The following is a 20692-nucleotide window of genomic DNA, read 5'->3' on the forward strand; positions in this document are numbered from 1 at the left end:
CGCCACTTTTTCGGGGGCAGTCCAGGTTCCTGCCCGCCAAGGTAGTCGGGCATGGCCGGCGCACAATCGCTTGCAATCCGTCACATCTCAAAATACTGTATGAATATTCAGTATCACAGGTCAGCCCCATGCAACTCATCGCCAAACTCGGCATCCTTGCCGATGCTGCCAAGTACGACGCATCCTGCGCCAGCAGCGGCGCGCCCAAGCGCAACTCGCGCGGGGCTGATGGCCTGGGTGCTACCAATGGCATGGGCATCTGCCACAGCTACACTCCCGATGGGCGCTGCGTCTCGCTGCTCAAGGTGCTACTGACCAACTTTTGCCTCTACGACTGCCAGTACTGCGTCAACCGCCGCTCCAGCAACGTGCCACGCGCGCGCTTCAGCCCCGAGGAAGTGGTCCGGCTGACCCTGGACTTCTACCGGCGCAACTGCATCAGCGGCCTGTTCCTCAGCTCCGGCATCATCCGCTCGGCGGACTACACCATGGAGCAGTTGATCCGCGTGGCGAAGCTGTTGCGCGAAGAACATGAGTTTCGCGGTTACATTCACCTCAAGACCATCCCCGATGCCGACCCGTTGCTGATCGAAGAGGCCGGGCGCCTGGCAGACCGGCTCAGCGTCAACATCGAGCTGCCGACCGACGCCAGCCTGAAACGCCTGGCACCGGAGAAACAGGCGCACACCATTCGCCAGGCCATGGGCGTGATCCACCAGGGCCAGCAAGCCGTGGCCCACGAACCCAAGGCGCCACGCTTTACCCCGGCCGGGCAAAGCACCCAGGTGATCGTCGGGGCCGACAGCACCGATGACAGCACATTGCTGCGCAATGCCGAATCGCTGTACCAAGGCTATGGCCTCAAGCGCGTGTATTACTCTGCCTTCAGCCCCATCCCTGACAGCCCCGGCAGCGTCCCCCTGGCCGCACCACCGCTGCTGCGCGAGCACCGCCTGTACCAGGCTGACTTCCTGCTACGTGGCTATGGCTACAAGGCCGGCGAGCTACTGGGCCAGAGCGGCAACCTGGCACTGGACATCGACCCCAAGCTGGCCTGGGCGCTGGCCAACCGCGAAGTGTTCCCGCTGGACGTGAACCGTGCCGAGCCGGCGCTACTGGCGCGCATCCCCGGCATCGGCCTGCGCAGCGTGCAGCGCCTGGTAGCCCTGCGACGCGAACGGCGCATTCGCTACGATGACCTGATCCAGCTGCGCTGCGTGCTGGACAAGGCGCGGCCGTTCATTGTCACCAGCGACTACCGCCCGGCCCAGGCCGAGCTGCGCAGCGGCCTGCTGAGGGCGCGCTTGCGTGAGCCGCAGGCGCCGGTGCAGATGGGCTTGTGGGGATGATCGCGCTCGACTGCGACGGCCTGTTCGCCACCTGGCGTGACCAGGCCCGGGTGTTGTTGGGGCATGGCATCGACCCGTCGGAAGTTACCTGGGCACAAGGGCCGGTGGCTGATTTGCTGGCCGTACCGACAGCGCTGCCGGAAGGCTCCGGTCCTTTTCGCGCCAAGGTGCCAGCGGCGCTGCTGAGCCAGCTGGAACAGGCCGCCCGCTACCGTGGCGAGCACCGCTGGAACCTGCTTTACGAGGTACTTTGGCGGGTGGCCCATGGCGACCGCACTGCAATGCTGGCGGGTGACCGACTGGGCAGCGAGCTGCAAAGACGGATCAAGCAGGTCAATCGCGAAGCGCACCACCTGCATGCGTTTGTACGCTTCGTGCCACTACCCGAAGTATTGGCTGAACAGCTGCAACTCGACCTGGTGGCCTATCACGAGCCGGCGCATGACATTCTGGAAAGCGCCAGTGCGCATTTCGCCGACCGCCTGGGGCGTTTGCGCTGGATGATTGCCACGGCGCACGACGGCATACGCTTCGATGGCCAGGCATTCGACTACCAGCGCCAGTGCCCCGAGCCTTGGCGCCAGTGGGCCCGCAACGCCGAAGACCCTGGCGCCGAATTGTGGCGCACCTACTATCGCCATACCTTCAACCCTGCCCGCCTCAACCCCGACGCCTTGCGCCTGCACATGCCCGGGCGGTTCTGGCGTCATTTGCCGGAGGGCATGCTGATTCCGCAGCTCGAAGGCCTGGCTCGGCAAGGCAAGCAACGGGACGGCCAAGCCCTGGAAGTCGCCTCCCAGGCTGGCAAACAGATCAGCAAGCCCACACGGTAGTTGCGTATTCGCAAACCTTGATCAGTGGGGATTTCTTCGCGGGCATGCCCGTCCCCACAGGTATTGCACTGTTCTCAACGTGTGTGGAGATCCTGTGGGAGCGGGCGTGCCCGCGAAGCAGCCAAACCATACTCAAGCCGAACGATCAGCCGCCACAGCCGTCATAACCTGAGCCGCTGCCGACACGCAAAGAGGACGCGAAATGACCCAACCCGACCCGTCATACGTCAAATGGCTCGAAGACCGCGCCATGCTCAGGGCCTCCCAGCAACGCACCCACCTGTACTCGGGCCAGTCGCGCCTGTGGCAACAACCCTACGCCGAAGCCCAGCCCCGCCGCGCCACTGAAATCGCTTCGGTCTGGCTGACCGTCTACCCCGACGCCATTATCGCCCCCGAAGGCTGTTCGGTGCTCGCTGCCCTGGCCCACGAAGCGCTGTGGAAGCGCCTGTCGGAGATCGGCATCCAGGGCCTGCACACCGGCCCGATAAAGTTGTCCGGCGGCATTCGTGGCCGTGAACTCACCCCCAGCGTGGACGGCAACTTCGACCGCATCAGTTTCGACATCGACCCGCTGTACGGCAGCGAGCAGGAGCTGATCCAGATGAGCCGCATGGCCGCCGCACACAACGCCGTGACCATCGACGACCTGATCCCCTCGCACACGGGCAAGGGTGCCGACTTCCGCCTGGCCGAGCTGGCCCACGGCTCCTACCCGGGGCTGTACCACATGGTCGAAATCCGCGAGGAAGACTGGCCGCTGCTGCCCGAAGTGCCTGCCGGGCGCGACGCGGTCAACCTGCTGCCGGCCCAGTGCGACGAGCTCAAGGCCCGCCATTACATCGTCGGCCAGCTGCAACGGGTGATCTTCTTCGAACCAGGTGTGAAGGAAACCGACTGGAGCGCCACGCCGCCGGTGACCGGTGTGGATGGCAAGACCCGGCGCTGGGTGTACCTGCACTACTTCAAGGAAGGCCAGCCGTCGCTCAACTGGCTGGACCCGACCTTCGCCGCCCAGCAGATGATCATTGGCGATGCCCTGCACGCCCTGGACTGCCTGGGTGCACGCGGCCTGCGCCTGGATGCCAACGGCTTTCTCGGCGTGGAGACCCGCGCCAGCGGCACTGCCTGGTCGGAAAGCCACCCACTGTCGATCGTCGGCAACCAGCTGATCGGCGGCATGATCCGCAAGGCCGGTGGTTTCAGCTTCCAGGAACTGAACCTGACCCTCGACGACATCGCGCAGATGTCCAGGGGCGGTGCCGACCTGTCCTACGATTTCATTACCCGGCCGGCCTACCAGCATGCGCTGCTGACCGGTGACACCGAATTCCTGCGCCTGATGCTCAAGGAGATGCATGCCTTTGGCATCGACCCGGCCTCGCTGATCCATGCCCTGCAGAACCATGACGAGCTGACCGTGGAGCTGGTCCATTTCTGGACCCTGCATGCCCATGACATGTACCTGTACAAAGGCCAGACCTTGCCCGGCGGCATCCTGCGCGAGCACATCCGCGAAGAGATCTACGAACGGCTGTCGGGCGAGCATGCGCCGTACAACCTGCGCTTCGTCACCAATGGCATAGCCTGTACCACGGCCAGCCTGATCGCTGCCGCACTGGGCATCCGCGACCTCGGGCAGATCGGGGTTGCAGAAATCGAGCTGATCCAGAAGGTGCACCTGCTGCTGGTCATGTACAACGCCATGCAGCCGGGGGTGGTGGCGCTGTCCGGCTGGGACCTGGTGGGCGCCCTGCCCTTGCCCGCCGAAGCGGTCGCGCAGCGGATGCTGGATGGCGATACCCGCTGGATTCACCGCGGCGGCTACGACCTGGCCGGGCTGGAGCCGCAGGCCCAGACGTCGGTGCGTGGCATGCCCCGTGCCCGGGCGCTGTATGGCAGCCTGGACAGCCAGCTGGACAACGGCGATTCGTTTGCCTGCAAGGTGAAGAAACTGCTGGCGGTGCGCCAGGCCTATGGCATCGCCACCAGCCGCCAGGTGCTGGTACCTGAAGTCAGCAGCCCCGGCTTGCTGGTAATGGTGCATGAACTGCCGGCCGGGCGTGGCATCCAGATCACTGCGCTGAACTTTGGCCAGGAAGTGATTGCCGAGGAGCTGCAACTGACCGGGTTCACGCCGGGGCCGGTGGTGGACATGATCAATGAAACGGTCGAAGGGGATTTGACCGAGGATGGGCGCCTGATGGTGAACCTGGACCCGTATGAGGCGCTGTGCCTGCGGATCGTCAACAGCAGCGGCCATGTCTGAATTGTAATTGCCCCATTGCCTTCGCCGGTGAAGCTCAGAACGGTAGCCACGCGATACCTGTGGGAGCGGGCGCGCCCGCGAACACCGGCGCAGCCGGTGCCATCCACCGCGTCGCCTGCTTCGCGGGTAAACCCGCTCCCACAGGGACCCCACCAGCTGAAGGAGTGCGCCGTACCTGTGGGAGCGGGCGCGCCCGCGAACACCGGCGTAGCCGGTGCCATCCACCGCGCCGCTTGCTTCGCGGGCATGCCCGCTCCCACAGGGTGGACCCACCAGCTGAAGGAATGCGCCGTACCTGTGGGAGCGGGTTCACCCGCGAACACCGGCGCAGCCGGTGCCATCCACCGCGTCGCCTGCTTCGCGGGTAAACCCGCTCCCACAGGGACCCCTCCAGCTGACAGAGTGCACCATACCTGGGGGAGCGGGCGCGCCCGCGAACACCGGCGTAGCCGGTGCCATCCACCGCGTCGCCTGCTTCGCGGGTGAACCCGCTCCCATAGGGTCACCTCCAGCTGACAGAGTGCACCATACCTGTGGGTTTCAAGTGTCCAGACAAATGGCCGGCTTGCTTTTACCGCTCCACGGGCATAGCGTTCGGAAGTTTTCTTTTCCGTGCCTAGGAGCAACTCCATGTACACCGGCATCGTCCAGGCCGTCCGCCCTCTGCTTGATGTGACCACCTACCCGGGCCACAACCAGTTCACCATCGACCTCACCCCCGAACTGCTCGACGAGCTGAAGATCGGCGCCAGCGTCAGTGTCGAAGGCACCTGCCTGTCGGTCACCGAAATCCACGGCACCCAGGTCAGGTTCGACGCCATGACCGCCACCCTCGAGCGCACCAACCTGCGCAACTTCAAGGCCGGCCAGGGCGTCAACATCGAACGCTCGGCGAAGATGAACGCCGAGATCGGCGGCCACCTGATGGCCGGCCACATCGCCACCACCGCCGAAATCGTCGAGCTGTCGATCAAGGAAACCGGCGCCTTCATCAAGTTCCGCATGCCACCGGAATGGGGCAAGTACGTGTTCCCGCGCGGCTTCATCGGGGTCAACGGCTGCAGCCTGACCGTAGCCGATGTCGAGGACAACGTGATCACCATCAACCTGATCCCGGAAACCCTGCGCCAGACCACCTTCCCCAGCTACAAGGCCGGCGAGCTGCTCAACATCGAAGTGGACCACCAGACCATGGTGCTGGTCGATGTAGTGGAGCGCACCATCAAGAGCACCCTGGCCCGCGAAATGCCTCGCTGAGTTCCCGAGGATGCTGCCCAACACCCTTCCCGCGCGCACAGCCAAGCGGCTGCGCCTGCAGATGCTGCGTGGTCGCGTGGGCCTCGGCCTGGTCGCCGGCCTGTCCGTACTTGCCGGCATGACCGATGCCATCGGCCTGCTGGCGCTGGGCGACTTCGTGTCGTTCATGAGTGGCAACACCACGCGCCTGGCCGTTGCCATCAGCGATGCGGACCTGGCCCTGGTGCTGCGCCTGAGTGCTGCTGTGCTGGGCTTCGTCGTCGGCAATGCCCTGGGCGTGCTGCTGGCGCGCGCTTTCCGCCGTCGGGCGTGGCCGGTGCTGCTGGTGGTCGCCGCCCTGCTGGGCTTTGCAGCCGCATGGCCCTTGGCAGCCACCTTTCCAGCGCTGCTCGCTGCCACACTGGCCATGGGCATGATCAATGCCGTGGTCGAGCAGGTGAACGGCCTGCCCATCGGCCTGACCTACGTCACCGGCGCCCTGTCACGCTTCGGTCGTGGGCTGGGGCGCTGGCTGCTGGGCGAGCGGCGCGATGGCTGGCGGGTGCAACTGGTGCCTTGGGCCGGCATGCTGCTGGGCGCCGCGCTGGGTGCCTGGCTGGAGCACCACCTGGGCCTGCAGGCACTGACCGGCAGCTGTGCGCTGGCCTGCGTGCTGGCCCTGGTGTCGCGGTTCATTCCACGGACCTGGCAGCGTGGCTACATGCCACACTGATCACTCGATGCGCGGGTGCTGCTGCACCAGCAACTTGCGCTTGGCCTCCAGTTCGGCAATCTGCGCATCGATGTCCTCGATCCTTTGCTCGATGTTGTCGTGGTGCTCCTGCAGCAGCTCACGCGCCTCCTCGATATCCGATGCTGCCGGTGCAGCGCCGCGCAGCGGTTTGTTGGCCGTTTCCTTCATGGTCAGGCCGGTGACCAGCCCCACCGCGGCGATCACCATCAGGTAATAGGCCGGCATGTACAGGTTGCCAGTACTTTCCACCAGCCAGGCGGCGATAGTCGGGGTGAGGCCGGCGATCAGCACCGAGATATTGAAGGCGCTGGCGAGGGCGCTGTAGCGGATGTGCGTGGGGAACATTGCCGGTAGCGTCGAGGCCATCACACCGATGAAGAAGTTCAGCAGCACGGCAATGATCAGCAGCCCGGCAAAAATCACCCCCAGCACGCCGCTGTTGATCAGCATGAATGCCGGGATTGCCAGCACCAACAGGCCGATACTGCCGACGATGATGAACGGTCGACGGCCGAACTTGTCGCTGAGCAGCCCGATCATCGGCTGCACGAACAGCATGCCGACCATGATCGCGATGATGATCAGCACGCCATGGTCTTCGCTGTAGTGCAGGTTGTGCGACAGGTAGCTGGGCATGTACGTGAGCAGCATGTAGTAGGTGACGTTGGTGGCGATCACCACGCCAATGCAGGTCACCAGGCTGCGCCAGTGCTGGGTGGCCACTTCCCTGAACGACACCTTGGGCCCGGTCGCCAGGCCTTCGCGGTCGCCTTTCTCCAGCTTGTCGACGTGCTGCTGGAAGGCTGGCGTCTCCTCCAGCGCATGGCGCAGGTACAGGCCGATGATGCCCAGCGGCAAGGCGAGGAAGAACGGCAGGCGCCAACCCCACTCGAGGAACTTGTCCTCACCCAGCACCGTAGAGATCAACACCACCACACCGGCACCCAACACGAACCCGGCAATCGAGCCGAAGTCCAGCCAACTGCCGAGAAACCCCCGTTTTCGGTCTGGGGCATATTCGGCGACGAAGATCGACGCGCCGGTGTACTCGCCCCCCACCGAGAAGCCCTGGGCCATCTTGGCCAGCAGCAGCAGGATCGGCGCCCAGATACCGATGCTGGCATAGGACGGTATCAGGCCGATGGCGAAGGTGCTGAGCGACATGATCACGATGGTCGCAGCGAGGATTTTCTGCCGCCCGAAGCGGTCACCCAAGGCACCGAAGAACAGCCCGCCCAGAGGCCTGATCAGAAACGGCACCGAGAACGTGGCCAACGCCGCGATCATCTGCACGCTCGGGTCGGCATTGGGGAAGAAAACCTTGCCCAGGGCGTAGGCGACGAAGCCGTAGACGCCGAAGTCGAACCACTCCATGGCATTGCCCAGGGCTGCCGCGGTGATTGCCTTGCGCATCTTGGCGTCGTCGACAATGGTGATGTCCTTCAGGCCGATTGGCTGGAGGCTTTTCTTGCGAGGTTTCATGTCCGTATCCCTGTCGATGAATGCTCTAAGGGATGAGATACAACGGGACACTAAATAATTCAGCGCTTACGGTTTTTTTGTGCTTTTCCTCACCGGTTGCGGCGCAGGCAAAGAAAAGCCGCTGCGATGGCAGCGGCTTGCATGGGCAACGGCTCGCGGTCAGATGCCTTCGCGGGCCAGGTCCATGGCGAAGTAGGTGAGGATCAGGTCGGCACCGGCACGCTTGATCGCGCCAATGCTTTCACGCACCACCCGGCCTTCATCGATGGCGCCAGCCAGGCCGCCGAACTTGATCATCGCGTACTCGCCGCTCACCTGGTACGCCGCCAGCGGCAGGCGCGAGGCGGCACGGATATCGGCAATCACGTCGAGGTAGGCACCGGCCGGCTTGACCATCAGCACATCCGCCCCTTCCTGCTCGTCGAGCAGCGACTCACGCACGGCTTCGCGGCGGTTCATCGGGTTCATCTGGTAGCTCTTGCGGTCGCCCTTCAGCGCGGTACCACCGGCTTCACGGAACGGGCCATACAGCGACGAGGCGAACTTGGTGGAATAGGCCATGATCGCGGTGTCGTGGAAGCCGGCACCATCCAGCGCGCTGCGGATGGCCTGGACCTGGCCGTCCATCGCCGCCGACGGGGCAATGAAGTCGGCACCGGCAGCAGCGGCGATGACCGCCTGCTTGCCCAGGTTGGCCAGGGTGGCGTCGTTGTCCACGCCGTGGTCGTGCAGCACGCCGCAGTGGCCGTGGCTGGTGTATTCGCAGAAGCAGGTGTCGGACATCACCACCATTTCCGGCACGGTGTCCTTGCAGATGCGCGACATGCGCGCGACCAGGCCGTTTTCGTTCCAGGTGTCGCTGCCGACGGCGTCCAGGTTGTGCGAAACGCCAAAGGTCATCACCGACTTGATACCGGCGCGGGCATAGCGCTCGATTTCCTGGGCCAGCAGCTTCTCGGGGATGCGGTTGACTCCCGGCATGCTGGTGATCGGCACGAAGTCATCGATGCCCTCTTCGACGAAGATCGGCAGGATCAGGTCTTCAAGGCGGAACTCGGTTTCCTGGAAGATCGTGCGCAGGGACTCATTCTGGCGCAGGCGGCGTGGACGAACGGACGGGAATTGGTTGGACATGACAGCTCCAGGGAATTTGAACGGCGTATACCTTATGCCTGTCGCGCGCCAGTGAAAAGGCCAGATGACGAGATATTGTCTTGCGTCAAAGGCAATGGCTGCATTTTTCCTGTGCCGGCCTCTTCGCGGGTAAACCCGCTCCCACAGGATTCGCGCTGTGCTTGTGGGAGCGGGTTTACCCGCGAAGAGGCCAGTGCAGGCAACCTATTATTGCAGCCAGGGCGGCGCAGGCTCCTCTGCCCTGGCCGCCCCATGCTCAGCCTCGGCCCGCGCGGCGCGCCGGCGCGCATCATCCAGCCGGGCCGCATCGATCTCGCGCATCACCCCGGCCACGTCAGCCGCATGCTCGTCATCCTCGAACAGCCCCGTCAGCGGGCTGTCCGGGCGCAGTTCGCCCGCCTCGTACAAGGCCCACATTTCCTGCGCATACCGGGTGCTTTTCAGCTCCGGCGCAAAGCGCCCGAAATAATGGGCCATGTTGGCCACATCGCGCTGCAGCATGCTGAAGGCATGGTTGTTGGCCGCGGCATCCACCGCCTGCGGCAGGTCGATGATCACCGGCCCGTCCGGGCCAAGCAGCACGTTGAACTCCGACAGGTCGCCATGCACCAGCCCGGCACACAGCATCAGCACGATCTGGCGAATGACGAAGGCATGGAACGCCCGGGCATCCTCGGCCTCGAGGTGCACGTCGTTCAGGCGTGGCGCCGCGTCACCGTCGGCATCCGTCACCAGCTCCATCAACAGCACGCCGTCCTGGAAATCGTAAGGCTTGGGAACCCTCACGCCAGCGCCGGCCAGGCGGAACAGCGCCGCCACTTCGGCGTTCTGCCAGGCGTCTTCGGCTTCCTTGCGGCCGTACTTGCTGCCCTTGGCCATCGCCCGGGCCTGACGGCTGTTGCGAACCTTGCGGCCTTCCTGGTACTCGGCAGCCTGGCGGAAACTGCGCTTGTTGGCTTCTTTATAAACCTTGGCGCAGCGCACCTGGCTGCCACAGCGCACCACATACACGGCGGCTTCCTTGCCACTCATCAACGGCCGCAGTACTTCGTCGACCAGGCCGTCTTCGATCAGGGGTTCGATTCTTTTGGGTGTCTTCATCAGGCTGCGTTCGGGGTCCTGGCTGTGATGGTGGACATCCTCTCACAGCCTGATGCGACTTGCTCGTCTGTCTTCAGGCCGAACGGCTCAGGCGCCCTGCCCTACGCGGCCAACCACCACCTCGCGCGCCCGGCGCCGTGTGACCAGAAGGCCCGAACACACCACCAGTACCGCCAGCACCATGGTCGATACCACTTCCAGGCGGTGATCCGGGCGGAACAGCATCAGTACCAGCACGCCGCTGATGAAGAGGATCACGCCCCACGTCAGCCACGGGAACAGCCACATGCGGTAGCCCAGTGTCTTGCCCTGTGCGGTCAGGCGCTGGCGCAGGCGCAGCTGGGAAACGGCGATCACCAGGTACACCAGTAAGGCAATGGCGCCGGAGCTTGCCATGAGGAAGCCGAACACCTTGGCCGGTACCAGGTAGTTGGCGATCACTGCCAGGAAAGCTGCGCCAGTGGACAGCAGCACAGCTACCACGGGGGTGCCGCTGCGGCTGGTCACCTGGGCACAGGCCGGCGCATCACCGCGGCGGCTCAGCGAGTAGACCATGCGCGACGCGGTATACAGCGACGAGTTGAGGCAGCTGGTCACCGACGTAAGCACCACGAAGTCGATGATGGCCTTGGCATTCGGCACGCCCAGGGTGTCCAGCACCGTGACATAGGAACCTTCGGTGGCCAGGCGCGGGTCGGTCCACGGCACCAGCGCGATGACGATGAAGATCGACAGGATATAGAACAGGGTGATCCGCCAGATCACCGAGTTGGTGGCCTTGGAAATATGCTTGCCCGCTTCGTTGGATTCGGCCGCGGCGATGGTCACCACCTCGGCGCCGAGGAACGAGAACATGGTAATCAGCATGGCGCTGAGCACCGCACCAAAACCGTTGGGCATGAAGCCGCCGCTATCCCACAGGCGCGACACGCCGCTGACACCAGAGCCTGGCAGCAGGCCGAAGATGGCACACACCCCCAGCGCGATGAAACTGACAATGGCCACCACCTTCACCAACGCCAGCCAGAACTCGAACTCACCGTAGTTCTTCACGCTGAACAGGTTGGTGGCAGTCAGCAATAGAGTAATCACCAACGACAAGACCCAGATCTCCAGCTGCGGGACCCAGGAATTGATGATGGTGGCGGCGATATTGGCCTCGATGGGGATGATCAGTACCCAGAACCACCAGTACAACCAGCCGATGGTGTAGCCGGCCCACTTGCCGATGGCGAGGTCGGCATAGGTAGAGAACGAACCGGTGTCCGGCGAGGCAACGGCCATTTCGGCCAGCATGCGCATCACCAGCACCACCAGCGCGCCGGCCAGGATATAGGCCAGGATGGTGGCGGGCCCTGCTTCGGCAATCGCACGGCCGGAGCCGACGAACAGGCCGGCACCGATCACGCCGGCAATGGACAGCATGGTGACATGCCGGGATTTCAATCCATGACTCAAATTGTTCTTGTGGGTTTGCATGGCGCTACCTTGTTGTTTTTGTCATGCCCACGCAGGGGCCGCCGGCTTGCACGTCACCGACGCAGGCGCGAAAAAGCCCGCCCTGCCCCAGGTGGTGAGTAGGGCAGTACGGGTTGAGTAAAACGAAACCGCAGAACGTATTACGGGTAGGTCAGCCGGCAGCCCGCTGACGAGGCGCCAGGTCGGCCTTGGGGAAACTGCCGCCCTGGCGGCCAACCTGCTCGCATACCTTGTCGACGATGTAGGCGCCGATCGGGATGGCGGAGGTGGCGGCCGGCGACGGTGCGTTGCACACGTTGACGCTGCGAGCGGTGTTGACGAACAGGAAGTCGTCGATCAGCTTGCCGTCACGCGACACGGCCTGGGCTCGCACACCGGCCGGGTAAGGCGTGAGGTCGGCCTTGGTGATGCTCGGGCAGTACTTCTGGACCTGCTTGAGGTAGCCGCCCTTGAACAGCGAGTTCTTCATCTCGATCAGGCCAGGGCGGAAGTTCTTCGCCAGCACCTTGAGGATGCCGGGGGTGGTCAAGGTCTGGAACAGGTCGCTGGGGCTGACATCGCGCTTGCGGTAGCCCTCGCGCTTCATCGCCAGCACGGCGTTGGGGCCAACGGTGACGGTGCCGTCGATCATGCGTGTCAGGTGCACGCCCAGGAACGGCATGGACGGGTCGGGAATCGGGTAGATCAGGTGGTTGACGATCTGATTGTGCTGCTTGGGCAGCAGGTAGTACTCGCCACGGAACGGGCAGATGACGAATTCGGTACGCAGGCCCAGCATGCTCACCACGCGGTCGGCCATCAGGCCCGAGCAGGTCACCAGGAAACGACTGCGCAACTCATCGTCATGATGGTCGCCACGCGTGCGCACGACCACTTCGCTGGCCAGCTCCTGCAGGCCGACCACCTCGGCGCCATAGCGGATTTCACCGCCGGCGCGCTGGAACTCGGCGCCCATGGCCGCAGTCACTTCGGCGTAATTGACGATGCCGCTGGAGGGCACGAAGATGCCGCCCATGCCAACGATATTGGGCTCGCGCTCGCGCAGCTCGGCCGCCGACAGCCAGTAGCGCTCAAGGCCATTGGCCGCGGTGCGCTCCCACAGCGCCTTCATGCGCTGCATTTCCAGGTCGTTGGTGGCCACCAGCAGCTTGCCGCACTCATCGAAGCGGATACCGTGCTGGGTGCAGAAGGCCTTGGTGGCCTTGTTGCCTTCCAGGCAGAAGCGCGCCTTGAGGCTGCCGGGGGTGTAATACACGCCGGCGTGGATCACGCCGCTGTTGTGGCCGGTCTGGTGGCGGGCCGGGCCGGACTCTTTCTCCAGCAGGAGAATCTTCGCATCCGGGTAGACCTTGATCAGGTGCATGGCCGTGGACATGCCCACAATGCCACCGCCAATGATGATGAAATCGTACACAGCCTTACCTCACACGCAGGCATTGCCTGACTGGCTCACCAAGGCCCGCGCGGGCCCTGGTGGCATCGTTTTGTGCAAAGGCGCGTGGGCGGGCGCCCGCCCCGCGCCCTGTCATTATTGCCCGCGCTGGTACAGCGGTTTGGGGAAGGCCACGTAGCCGCGCTGGCGCATCAGCTCGCGGCGTAGGCCTTCGTGCGGCGTGAAGCGGTCGCGGCCATGCAGCCAGAACAGGTTGTTGATCAGCAGGAAGCTACCCACGCCAACCGGTACCGAAAGCTTCTTCTCGCTGCCTTCCAGCGATTCGGACAAGGCGTTCAGCCAGATGCCCTCCTCGTAGTTTTCCGGCTGCACGAACTGGTCGATGTAGCGCATGGTCGGGCGGCCTTCGGCATCGGTGTCGAATACCGAGTGGAACACATCCTCGGACACCTTCTTGCTTGGCGGTGCGGTCCAGCGCATCTCGCGACGGGCCAGCGGGTGGCGGAAGAATTCGTCGCACTGTTCCCAGTCGTCCAGGTGCAGCAGCAGCGAGTTGCCGCCTTCCATGTTCTTTTCGTCGATCTTCAGCATCAGCACGTAGTCGGTGATCTGGTTGACGAAGGTGCCGTCGTTGTGCAGCTCCATGACCCGGTGCGGCTGGCGCAGGTAGCTGTCGGAGTTGTCGGTGTTGACCACCACGAAGCGGGCGTAGAACTGGCCACTCATGGCGTCGTAGTTGGAGCGGCCGATCAGGTGCGCGCAGGCGGTTGTGAACTTGACCATGTCCTCGGCCTGGCTCACGTCATCCAGGCCGACCGGGGTGATCAGCATGCCGCCGCTGGCGCGGTTGAGGATGGTATTGAGCAGCACCGGCCGCAGGGTGCCCTGGCACAGCTCGTCGAGGATCTCGCCAACCCGGAAGCGCAGGAACGACTTGTACTCCAGCGCCTGCACCGGCCACTGGGCAACAGCCTGGACGAACGCTTCGACCGTTTCGCGGGCAAAGGTGAGCTCAAGCAGGCGCGGCGACTGTTTCGAGGGGGCGATGGTGAAACCACGCGGTTCGAGCGGCAGTGGCATCACAAGTTCGTCGATCTGCGTAAAAGCGTTCATGGCAGTGTCCTGGCAGAGAAAGTGAGTGGCGCCGTCCGGTCATGACCTGGATCAGTGCGGGCGAGCTAAAATTATCGCCATAAACGCAAAATGTCTACATTTTTATTTTTCAAAGACAAAATGCGTGTTTGTCCATTGTTTTTCGCCAGCGAATGCTTTCGGTATGATCGACAAAACCGTTTGAGGAACAGGACCTTGGAAGCGCTCGCCCCCCGACAAAACTCAGCATTCAGCGGGTATGAGAGGCTCAAGAAGGACATCATCCGCGGCGTGTTCAAGCCCGGAGAAAAGCTGTTGATGAGCACCCTGAAGGAACGCTACGACCTGGGCGTGGGCCCGCTGCGCGAAGCACTGTCGCAGCTGGTGGCCGAGCACCTGGTCAACGCGATCAGCCAGAAGGGCTACCGTGTGGCGCCCATGTCGCTGGACGAGATGAACGACATCTACGATGCCCGCGCCAACCTGGAGGCGATGATCATCACCCTGGCCATCGAACGTGGCGACGACGCCTGGGAGGCGTCGGTACTGGCCCACTCGCATACCCTGGCCAAGGTGGTGGAAGTGAAGACCCGCGAGCAACGCCTGGATGTATGGGACGAACGGCACAAGGCGTTCCACACGGCCATTGCCTCAGGCTGCGGCTCCAAGCACCTGCTGCAGGCGCGCACCTACCTGTTCGACCAGGCCGAGCGCTACCGGCACCTGTGGCTGACCCAGACGGTGTTTTCCGAACAGGCCCTGGAGCTCAAGCGCCAGGAGCATGCGGCATTGGTCGAGGTGATTCTGGCCCGGGACGCCAAGCGCGCCAGCGCCATGATGCGTTCGCACCTGATGACTCCGGTGCCGATCATTGCGCAGATCATGCATGCCGAGGGTATCGGCGCACGCTGAGCGCTTTGCCCTGGCCTGCGCGGTCCTTTGTAGGAGCGGCCTTGTGTCGCGAAAGGGCTGCGAAGCAGCCCCGGCAATTTGTGCATTTGTGCTGAAATCCCGGGGCTGCTGCGCAGCCCATTCGCGACACAAGGCCGCTCCTACAAGGGGGCGGTCAGCCGGTCAGGTGGCCAGATGAATTTTTCTTAAATCGCCGTTTGGCTATTCTTTGGCACAATCAAGTCTCCATTAGATGCCCGGGAACCAGCATGCCTCGCGTACTGACCATCGAAGACGACGCCGTCACCGGCCAGGAAATCGTCGCCGAACTTACCAGCCACGGCCTTGAGGTGGATTGGGCCGACAATGGCCGTGAAGGCCTGGCCAAGGCCATTGCCGGCGGCTACGACCTGATCACCCTGGACCGCATGCTGCCCGAGGTCGATGGCCTGACCATCGTCACCACGCTGCGTAACCTCAAGATTGCCACGCCGATCCTGATGATCAGCGCCCTCTCCGACGTCGACGAGCGGGTGCGCGGCCTGCGTGCCGGGGGTGACGACTACCTGACCAAACCGTTCGCCTCCGACGAGATGGCCGCGCGGGTCGAAGTGCTGCTGCGCCGCAACAGCGTGCCCATGACCCAGACCCGCCTGCAGGTCGCCGACCTGCAACTGGACCTGATCAGCCACGAAGCCCGCCGTGGCGAACAGACCCTCAACCTGCTGCCCACCGAGTACAAGTTGCTGGAGTACCTGATGCGCCATAGCGGCCAGGTGATCACGCGGATGATGATTTTCGAGGAAGTCTGGGGCTACCACTTCGACCCGGGCACCAACCTGATCGACGTGCACATCGGCCGCCTGCGCAAGAAAATCGACTCACCCGGCCAGTCGCCGCTGATCCGTACGGTACGGGGCTCCGGCTATGCCATTGCTGAACCCGTCTAAGGGCTGGAGCTCCTCGACCAGCCGCCTGCTGGCGCTGTACAGCTTTCTGTTCGTGGCCTGGAGCAGCATCCTCATGGGGGTGCTGTACTTCGAGGTGTCCAGCTACCTGAACAAACTCACCCGCCATTCGATGCTGCAGCGCCAGCACCTGTTCGCGCACATGAGCGGCAAACAGCTGGACGACGCCCTGGTCGCCAGCCAAGCCTTCGAAGAGCGCAGCTTCGACGCCTACGGCCTGTTCGACAACCAGCTCAACCCGATCGGCGGGCGCATTCGCGCCATCCCGCCGGAGCTGGGGCTGGACGGCAAGGTTCACGAACTCAAGCGCTGCCTGGACGCCGACGACCCGCACATGCCGCGTGACAGCTGCGACGCGGTGGCGATCAAGGTGCAGGATGGCCGCTGGCTGGTGCTGGTGCGCGACAACGGCTCGCTGTTCGTGGTCACCCGGATCATCCTGCATGCCCTGCTCTGGGGGATCTCGCTGACCCTGATCCCAGGCTTTGCCGGCTGGTACCTGCTCAGGCGCCGCCCGCTCAAGCGCATTCGCGCGATCCAGGCCCAGGCCGAACTGATCGTCGCCGGCGACCTTACCCACCGCCTGCCGCTGTCGGCCCGGCGTGACGAGCTGGACATGCTGGCGGCCATCGTCAACGCCATGCTCGACCGCATCGAACGGCTGATGCACGAGGTCAAGGGCGTATGCGACAACATCGCCCACGACCTGCGCACCCCGCTCACACGCCTGCGCGCCCAGCTATACCGCATTCGCCAGCAAAGTGACGTCGACTCCACCCAGGCCGAGGCACTGGACCAGGCCATCGGCGAAACCGACACCCTGATGGCGCGTTTTCGCGGTTTGTTGCGTATCAGTGAACTGGAAGACCGCCAGCGGCGGGCCGGTTTCGTCCAGCTTGACCCGCACGAACTGCTGGTGGAGTTGCACGACTTCTACCTGCCACTGGCCGAAGATGGCGGCATCCGCCTGGAACTGCAGCAGCCAGCCGAACTGCCGGCGTTGCATGGTGACCGCGAACTGCTGTTCGAGGCACTGGCCAATCTGGTGGGCAACGGCATCAAGTTCACGCCCGAGGGTGGACTGGTGCGGATTACTGCGACGCAGGACGACAAGGGCCTGCACATGGCCATCGAGGACAGCGGGCCGGGTATTCCGGAAGAGGAACGGGCGGCAGTGCTGAAGCGCTTCTACCGTAGCGATGAAGGCCACCGCCATGCAGGGTTCGGGCTGGGGTTGTCAATCGTTGCGGCGATCGTCGACCTGCATGGGTTCGGGCTGGAGGTGGAGGAAAGCGAGCTGGGTGGGGCGAGGCTGGTACTGCACTGCCCGCTTGCGGGGCTGGTCAAGTAAAGGCCGGGGGCCGCCATGCGGCCCATTCGCAGCACAAGGCTGCTCCTACAAAGGGACCGCGTATCCCTGTAGGAGCAGCCTTGTGCTGCGAATGGGCTGCAAAGCAGCCCCAACTGCATCGATCAGTCGGCCAGACGCCAGGTAGTCCCACCCTTGCTGTCTTCCAGCACCACACCCATGGCGGTCAACTGGTCGCGAATGCGGTCGGACTCGGCCCAGTTCTTGTCCGCACGCGCCTGCAGGCGCGCCTGGATCAAGCCCTCGACCTCAGCGGCATCCACCTTGCCTTCGGCACCGGCGCGCAGGAAGTCATCGGCTTCCAGCTGCAGCACACCCAGCACATCACCCAGCTCGCGCAGGCGACCGGCCAGGCCGGCAGCGGCCTCAAGGTCGCTGTCGCGCAGGCGGTTGATCTCGCGCACCAGGTCGAACAGCACGGCGCAGGCTTCGGGGGTGCCGAAGTCGTCGTTCATGGCCACGCTGAAGCGCTCGACAAACTCTTCGCCACCCTTGGCCGCCACCCGTGGCAAGCCGCGCAAGGCGTGGTAGAAGCGCTCCAGTGCGCCCTTGGCATCGCGCAGGCTGTCTTCCGAGTAGTTGATCGCGCTGCGGTAGTGGCTGGCCACCAACAGGTAGCGCACCACTTCAGGGTGGTACTTCTCGAGCACGTCGCGGATGGTGAAGAAGTTGTTCAACGACTTGGACATCTTCTCGCCATTGATCCGGATCATGCCGCAGTGCATCCAGGCATTGGCGTACTGCTTGCCAGTGGCCGCCTCGCTCTGGGCAATCTCGTTCTCGTGGTGCGGGAACTCCAGGTCGCTGCCGCCACCGTGAATGTCGAAGCTTTCACCCAGGCAGCAGGTGGACATCACCGAGCACTCGATGTGCCAGCCCGGACGCCCCGGGCCCCATGGCGATTCCCAGCTCGGCTCGCCCGGCTTGACGCCCTTCCACAGCACGAAGTCCAGCGGGTCCTGCTTGGCTTCGTCAACCTCGATACGGGCACCGATGCGCAGGTCTTCGATCTTCTTGCGCGACAGCTTGCCGTAGCCGACGAACTTGCCGACGCGGTAGTACACGTCGCCATTGCCCGGTGCGTAGGCATAACCCTTGTCGATCAGGGTCTGGATCATCGCGTGCATGCCGGCGATATGGTCGGTGGCACGCGGCTCCTGGTCCGGCGGCAGGATGTTCAGGCGGCGCTCGTCTTCGTGCATCGCGTCGATCATGCGGGCGGTCAGGGCGTCGAAGCTTTCGCCGTTCTCGTTGGCCCGGTTGATGATCTTGTCATCGATGTCGGTGATGTTGCGCACATAGGTCAGCTCGTAGCCGCTCTTGCGCAGCCAGCGGGTGACCAGGTCGAAGGCCACCATGCTGCGGCCATGGCCCAGGTGGCAGTAGTCGTATACGGTCATGCCGCACACGTACATGCGCACCTTGTTGCCATCCAGCGGCTTGAAGGTTTCCTTCGCTTTGCTCAGCGTGTTGTAGATGGTAAGCACGGCGGTTCCTCAGCTGCCCCAGGAGTCACGCAGGGTGACAGTGCGGTTGAACACCGGGCGGCCCGGCTGGCTGTCTTTCAGGTCGGCGCAGAAGTAGCCTTCGCGTTCGAACTGGAAGCGGTCCTCGGGCTGCGCCTGGGCCAGCGACGGCTCGGCACGGCAGCCGCTGAGCACTTGCAGCGAGCCTGGGTTGATGTTGTCCAGGAAGCTGCCGCCCTCCTCGGTCTTTTCCGGGTTCGGCGAGCGGAACAGGCGGTCGTACAGGCGCACTTCGCACTCGACGCTGCCCTCGGCCGGCACCCAGTGGATCACGCCCTTGACCTTGCGGCCTTCCGGGTTCTTGCCCAGGGTGTCCGGGTCGTACGAGCAGCGCAGCTCGACGATGTTGCCGTCGGCATCCTTGACCGCCTCGTCGGCGCGGATCACGTAGCTGCCGCGCAGGCGCACTTCACCGGCCGGTTCCAGGCGCTTGTAGCCCTTCGGCGGCTCTTCCATGAAGTCGTCGCGGTCGATGTACAGTTCACGGGAGAACGGCAGCACGCGCACGCCCATGTCTTCCTTCGGGTGGCGCGGCAGTTCGAGCTGCTCGACCTGGCCTTCCGGGTAGTTGGTGATGACCACCTTCAGCGGGCGCAGCACGCACATGGCGCGCGGTGCGGTGCGGTCCAGGTCGTCACGGATGCTGAACTCGAGCATCGACATGTCGACCACGCCGTCGGAACGGTTGGTGCCGATCATTTCGCAGAAGTTGCGGATCGAGGCCGGGGTGTAGCCACGGCGACGGAAGCCGGACAGCGTCGACATGCGTGGGTCGTCCCAGGCTTCGACGTGCTTTTCGTCCACCAGCTGCTTGAGCTTGCGCTTGGAAGTGATGGTGTAGTTCAGGTTCAGGCGGCTGAACTCGTACTGGCGCGGGTGTGCCGGCACCGGCAGGTTGTCGAGGAACCAGTCGTACAGCGGACGATGCCCTTCGAACTCCAGGGTGCAGATCGAGTGGGTGATGCCCTCGATGGCGTCCGACTGGCCGTGGGTGAAGTCGTAGTTCGGGTAGATGCACCACTTGTCACCGGTCTGGTGGTGGTGGGCATGGCGGATACGGTACAGGATCGGGTCGCGCAGGTTCATGTTCGGCGAGGCCATGTCGATCTTGGCCCGCAGCACGCGCTCGCCATCCTTGAACTCGCCGGCTTTCATGCGGGCGAACAGGTCGAGGTTCTCGTCAACGCTGCGCTCGCGGAACGGGCTGTTCTTGCCCGGCTCCTTGAGGTTGCCACGGTATTCCTTGGCCTGCTCTGGGGTAAGGTCGCAGACGTAGGCCTTGCCACGCTTGATCAGCTCGACCGCCCAGTCGTGCAACTGGTCGAAGTAGTCGGAGGCGTAGCGCACGTCGCCGGCCCAGTCGAAGCCCAGCCACTTGACATCGCTCTGGATGGCGTCGATGTACTCCTGGTCTTCCTTGGCCGGGTTGGTATCGTCGAAACGCAGGTGGCAGACGCCCCCGAATTCCTTGGCCAGGCCGAAGTTGACGCAGATCGACTTGGCGTGACCGATGTGCAGGTAGCCATTGGGCTCCGGCGGGAAACGGGTGACGATGCTGCTGTGCTTGCCCGAGTCCAGGTCGGCCTGGATGATCGGCCGCAGGAAGTTCGCAGGGACAGCGGGGGCGCCTTTGGCAGCGGCGTTGGGCGCGTTGTCGGCAGTGGGCTTGCTCATAGGATCCTTGAATGCACGTGTCCGGCCTGGGTAGGCCGATTGAATCAAAGGGCCTATCATAGCCGAAGCAGTCAAGCTGCTGACAGTCGGGCCCGGACAAACTGGCGTGATTTATCACGGCTTTTTGCCGCAGCCTGGCAAA

Annotated in this window: 16 protein-coding genes; 8 read left to right on the forward strand and 8 right to left on the reverse strand. The window is 63.9% G+C overall.

What is annotated here, in order from left to right; genetic code table 11:
* Positions 1-128: 128 nt before the first annotated feature.
* The 5 genes from ABIB24_RS23240 to ABIB24_RS23260 all read left to right on the forward strand — a co-directional run bounded on the left by ABIB24_RS23240 (position 129) and on the right by ABIB24_RS23260 (position 6420).
* On the forward strand, positions 129-1349 hold the full coding sequence (locus ABIB24_RS23240; protein WP_317410039.1) for a putative DNA modification/repair radical SAM protein: 1221 nt from the start codon (positions 129-131) through the stop codon (positions 1347-1349).
* The gene (locus ABIB24_RS23245) at positions 1340-2182 is read left to right on the forward strand and encodes a TIGR03915 family putative DNA repair protein (RefSeq protein WP_025338955.1); all 843 of its coding nucleotides are present in this window, start codon (positions 1340-1342) and stop codon (positions 2180-2182) included. Before ABIB24_RS23240 ends, ABIB24_RS23245 begins: the two co-directional genes overlap by 10 nt.
* A gap of 202 nt (positions 2183-2384) precedes the next feature.
* Positions 2385-4451 carry a maltose alpha-D-glucosyltransferase gene (gene treS / locus ABIB24_RS23250; protein ID WP_274120905.1) on the forward strand — a complete coding sequence of 689 codons (2067 nt, stop codon included), beginning with the start codon at positions 2385-2387 and terminating at the stop codon, positions 4449-4451.
* 630 nt (positions 4452-5081) lie between these two features.
* On the forward strand, positions 5082-5708 hold the full coding sequence (locus ABIB24_RS23255; RefSeq protein ID WP_354317323.1) for a riboflavin synthase subunit alpha: 627 nt from the start codon (positions 5082-5084) through the stop codon (positions 5706-5708).
* Positions 5709-5718: 10 nt separating this feature from the next.
* Entirely contained in the window at positions 5719-6420 is a 702-nt protein-coding gene (locus ABIB24_RS23260) for a YoaK family protein (protein WP_274079663.1), read from the forward strand.
* On the opposite strand, the gene proP is transcribed toward ABIB24_RS23260, so the two are convergent.
* The 6 genes from proP to glaH form a co-directional block, all read right to left on the reverse strand.
* On the reverse strand, positions 6421-7923 hold the full coding sequence (gene proP / locus ABIB24_RS23265) for a glycine betaine/L-proline transporter ProP (protein ID WP_075045102.1): 1503 nt from the start codon (positions 7921-7923) through the stop codon (positions 6421-6423).
* Between the two features lie 159 nt (positions 7924-8082).
* Positions 8083-9057 carry a porphobilinogen synthase gene (hemB, locus tag ABIB24_RS23270; protein WP_013972900.1) on the reverse strand — a complete coding sequence of 325 codons (975 nt, stop codon included), beginning with the start codon at positions 9055-9057 and terminating at the stop codon, positions 8083-8085.
* Positions 9058-9264: 207 nt separating this feature from the next.
* Complete coding sequence (locus ABIB24_RS23275) at positions 9265-10158, reverse strand: PA4780 family RIO1-like protein kinase (RefSeq protein ID WP_025338950.1); 894 nt, start codon at positions 10156-10158, stop codon at positions 9265-9267.
* Between the two features lie 87 nt (positions 10159-10245).
* Positions 10246-11637: a GABA permease gene (gene gabP / locus ABIB24_RS23280; RefSeq protein ID WP_354317326.1), complete on the reverse strand. Its 1392-nt coding sequence runs from the start codon at positions 11635-11637 to the stop codon at positions 10246-10248.
* A gap of 151 nt (positions 11638-11788) precedes the next feature.
* Positions 11789-13051 carry an L-2-hydroxyglutarate dehydrogenase gene (gene lhgD / locus ABIB24_RS23285; protein ID WP_075045101.1) on the reverse strand — a complete coding sequence of 421 codons (1263 nt, stop codon included), beginning with the start codon at positions 13049-13051 and terminating at the stop codon, positions 11789-11791.
* Between the two features lie 114 nt (positions 13052-13165).
* Positions 13166-14143 carry a glutarate dioxygenase GlaH gene (glaH, locus tag ABIB24_RS23290; RefSeq protein ID WP_075045100.1) on the reverse strand — a complete coding sequence of 326 codons (978 nt, stop codon included), beginning with the start codon at positions 14141-14143 and terminating at the stop codon, positions 13166-13168.
* Between the two features lie 195 nt (positions 14144-14338).
* Here glaH and csiR point away from each other — a divergent pair, with 195 nt between their 5' ends.
* The 3 genes from csiR to ABIB24_RS23305 all read left to right on the forward strand — a co-directional run bounded on the left by csiR (position 14339) and on the right by ABIB24_RS23305 (position 17332).
* The gene (gene csiR / locus ABIB24_RS23295) at positions 14339-15034 is read left to right on the forward strand and encodes a DNA-binding transcriptional regulator CsiR (RefSeq protein WP_015270630.1); all 696 of its coding nucleotides are present in this window, start codon (positions 14339-14341) and stop codon (positions 15032-15034) included.
* Positions 15035-15282: 248 nt separating this feature from the next.
* Positions 15283-15963, forward strand: a complete 681-nt coding sequence (locus ABIB24_RS23300; RefSeq protein WP_013972905.1) for a response regulator transcription factor — start codon at positions 15283-15285, stop codon at positions 15961-15963.
* Positions 15941-17332, forward strand: a complete 1392-nt coding sequence (locus ABIB24_RS23305) for a sensor histidine kinase (protein WP_354317330.1) — start codon at positions 15941-15943, stop codon at positions 17330-17332. Before ABIB24_RS23300 ends, ABIB24_RS23305 begins: the two co-directional genes overlap by 23 nt.
* A 122-nt stretch (positions 17333-17454) precedes the next feature.
* On the opposite strand, the gene cysS is transcribed toward ABIB24_RS23305, so the two are convergent.
* Complete coding sequence (gene cysS, locus ABIB24_RS23310; protein ID WP_025338944.1) at positions 17455-18837, reverse strand: cysteine--tRNA ligase; 1383 nt, start codon at positions 18835-18837, stop codon at positions 17455-17457.
* A gap of 9 nt (positions 18838-18846) precedes the next feature.
* The gene (locus tag ABIB24_RS23315) at positions 18847-20550 is read right to left on the reverse strand and encodes a glutamine--tRNA ligase/YqeY domain fusion protein (protein ID WP_025338943.1); all 1704 of its coding nucleotides are present in this window, start codon (positions 20548-20550) and stop codon (positions 18847-18849) included.
* Positions 20551-20692: the final 142 nt, after the last annotated feature.

It is taken from the genome of Pseudomonas sp. UYEF17 (assembly GCF_040546125.1).
GTDB classification, from domain to species: Bacteria; Pseudomonadota; Gammaproteobacteria; order Pseudomonadales; family Pseudomonadaceae; genus Aquipseudomonas; species Aquipseudomonas putida_Z.

Excerpts from the sequence above, each read along its gene's own strand:
- ABIB24_RS23240 (WP_317410039.1), top strand. The coding sequence starts at position 129 with ATGCAACTCATCGCCAAACTCGGCATCCTTGCCGATGCTGCCAAGTAC.
- treS (WP_274120905.1), top strand. The coding sequence starts at position 2,385 with ATGACCCAACCCGACCCGTCATACGTCAAATGGCTCGAAGACCGCGCC.
- ABIB24_RS23255 (WP_354317323.1), top strand. The coding sequence starts at position 5,082 with ATGTACACCGGCATCGTCCAGGCCGTCCGCCCTCTGCTTGATGTGACC.
- ABIB24_RS23260 (WP_274079663.1), top strand. The coding sequence starts at position 5,719 with ATGCTGCCCAACACCCTTCCCGCGCGCACAGCCAAGCGGCTGCGCCTG.
- proP (WP_075045102.1), bottom strand. The coding sequence starts at position 7,923 with ATGAAACCTCGCAAGAAAAGCCTCCAGCCAATCGGCCTGAAGGACATC.
- hemB (WP_013972900.1), bottom strand. The coding sequence starts at position 9,057 with ATGTCCAACCAATTCCCGTCCGTTCGTCCACGCCGCCTGCGCCAGAAT.
- ABIB24_RS23275 (WP_025338950.1), bottom strand. The coding sequence starts at position 10,158 with ATGAAGACACCCAAAAGAATCGAACCCCTGATCGAAGACGGCCTGGTC.
- gabP (WP_354317326.1), bottom strand. The coding sequence starts at position 11,637 with ATGCAAACCCACAAGAACAATTTGAGTCATGGATTGAAATCCCGGCAT.
- glaH (WP_075045100.1), bottom strand. The coding sequence starts at position 14,143 with ATGAACGCTTTTACGCAGATCGACGAACTTGTGATGCCACTGCCGCTC.
- ABIB24_RS23300 (WP_013972905.1), top strand. The coding sequence starts at position 15,283 with ATGCCTCGCGTACTGACCATCGAAGACGACGCCGTCACCGGCCAGGAA.
- ABIB24_RS23305 (WP_354317330.1), top strand. The coding sequence starts at position 15,941 with ATGCCATTGCTGAACCCGTCTAAGGGCTGGAGCTCCTCGACCAGCCGC.
- ABIB24_RS23315 (WP_025338943.1), bottom strand. The coding sequence starts at position 20,550 with ATGAGCAAGCCCACTGCCGACAACGCGCCCAACGCCGCTGCCAAAGGC.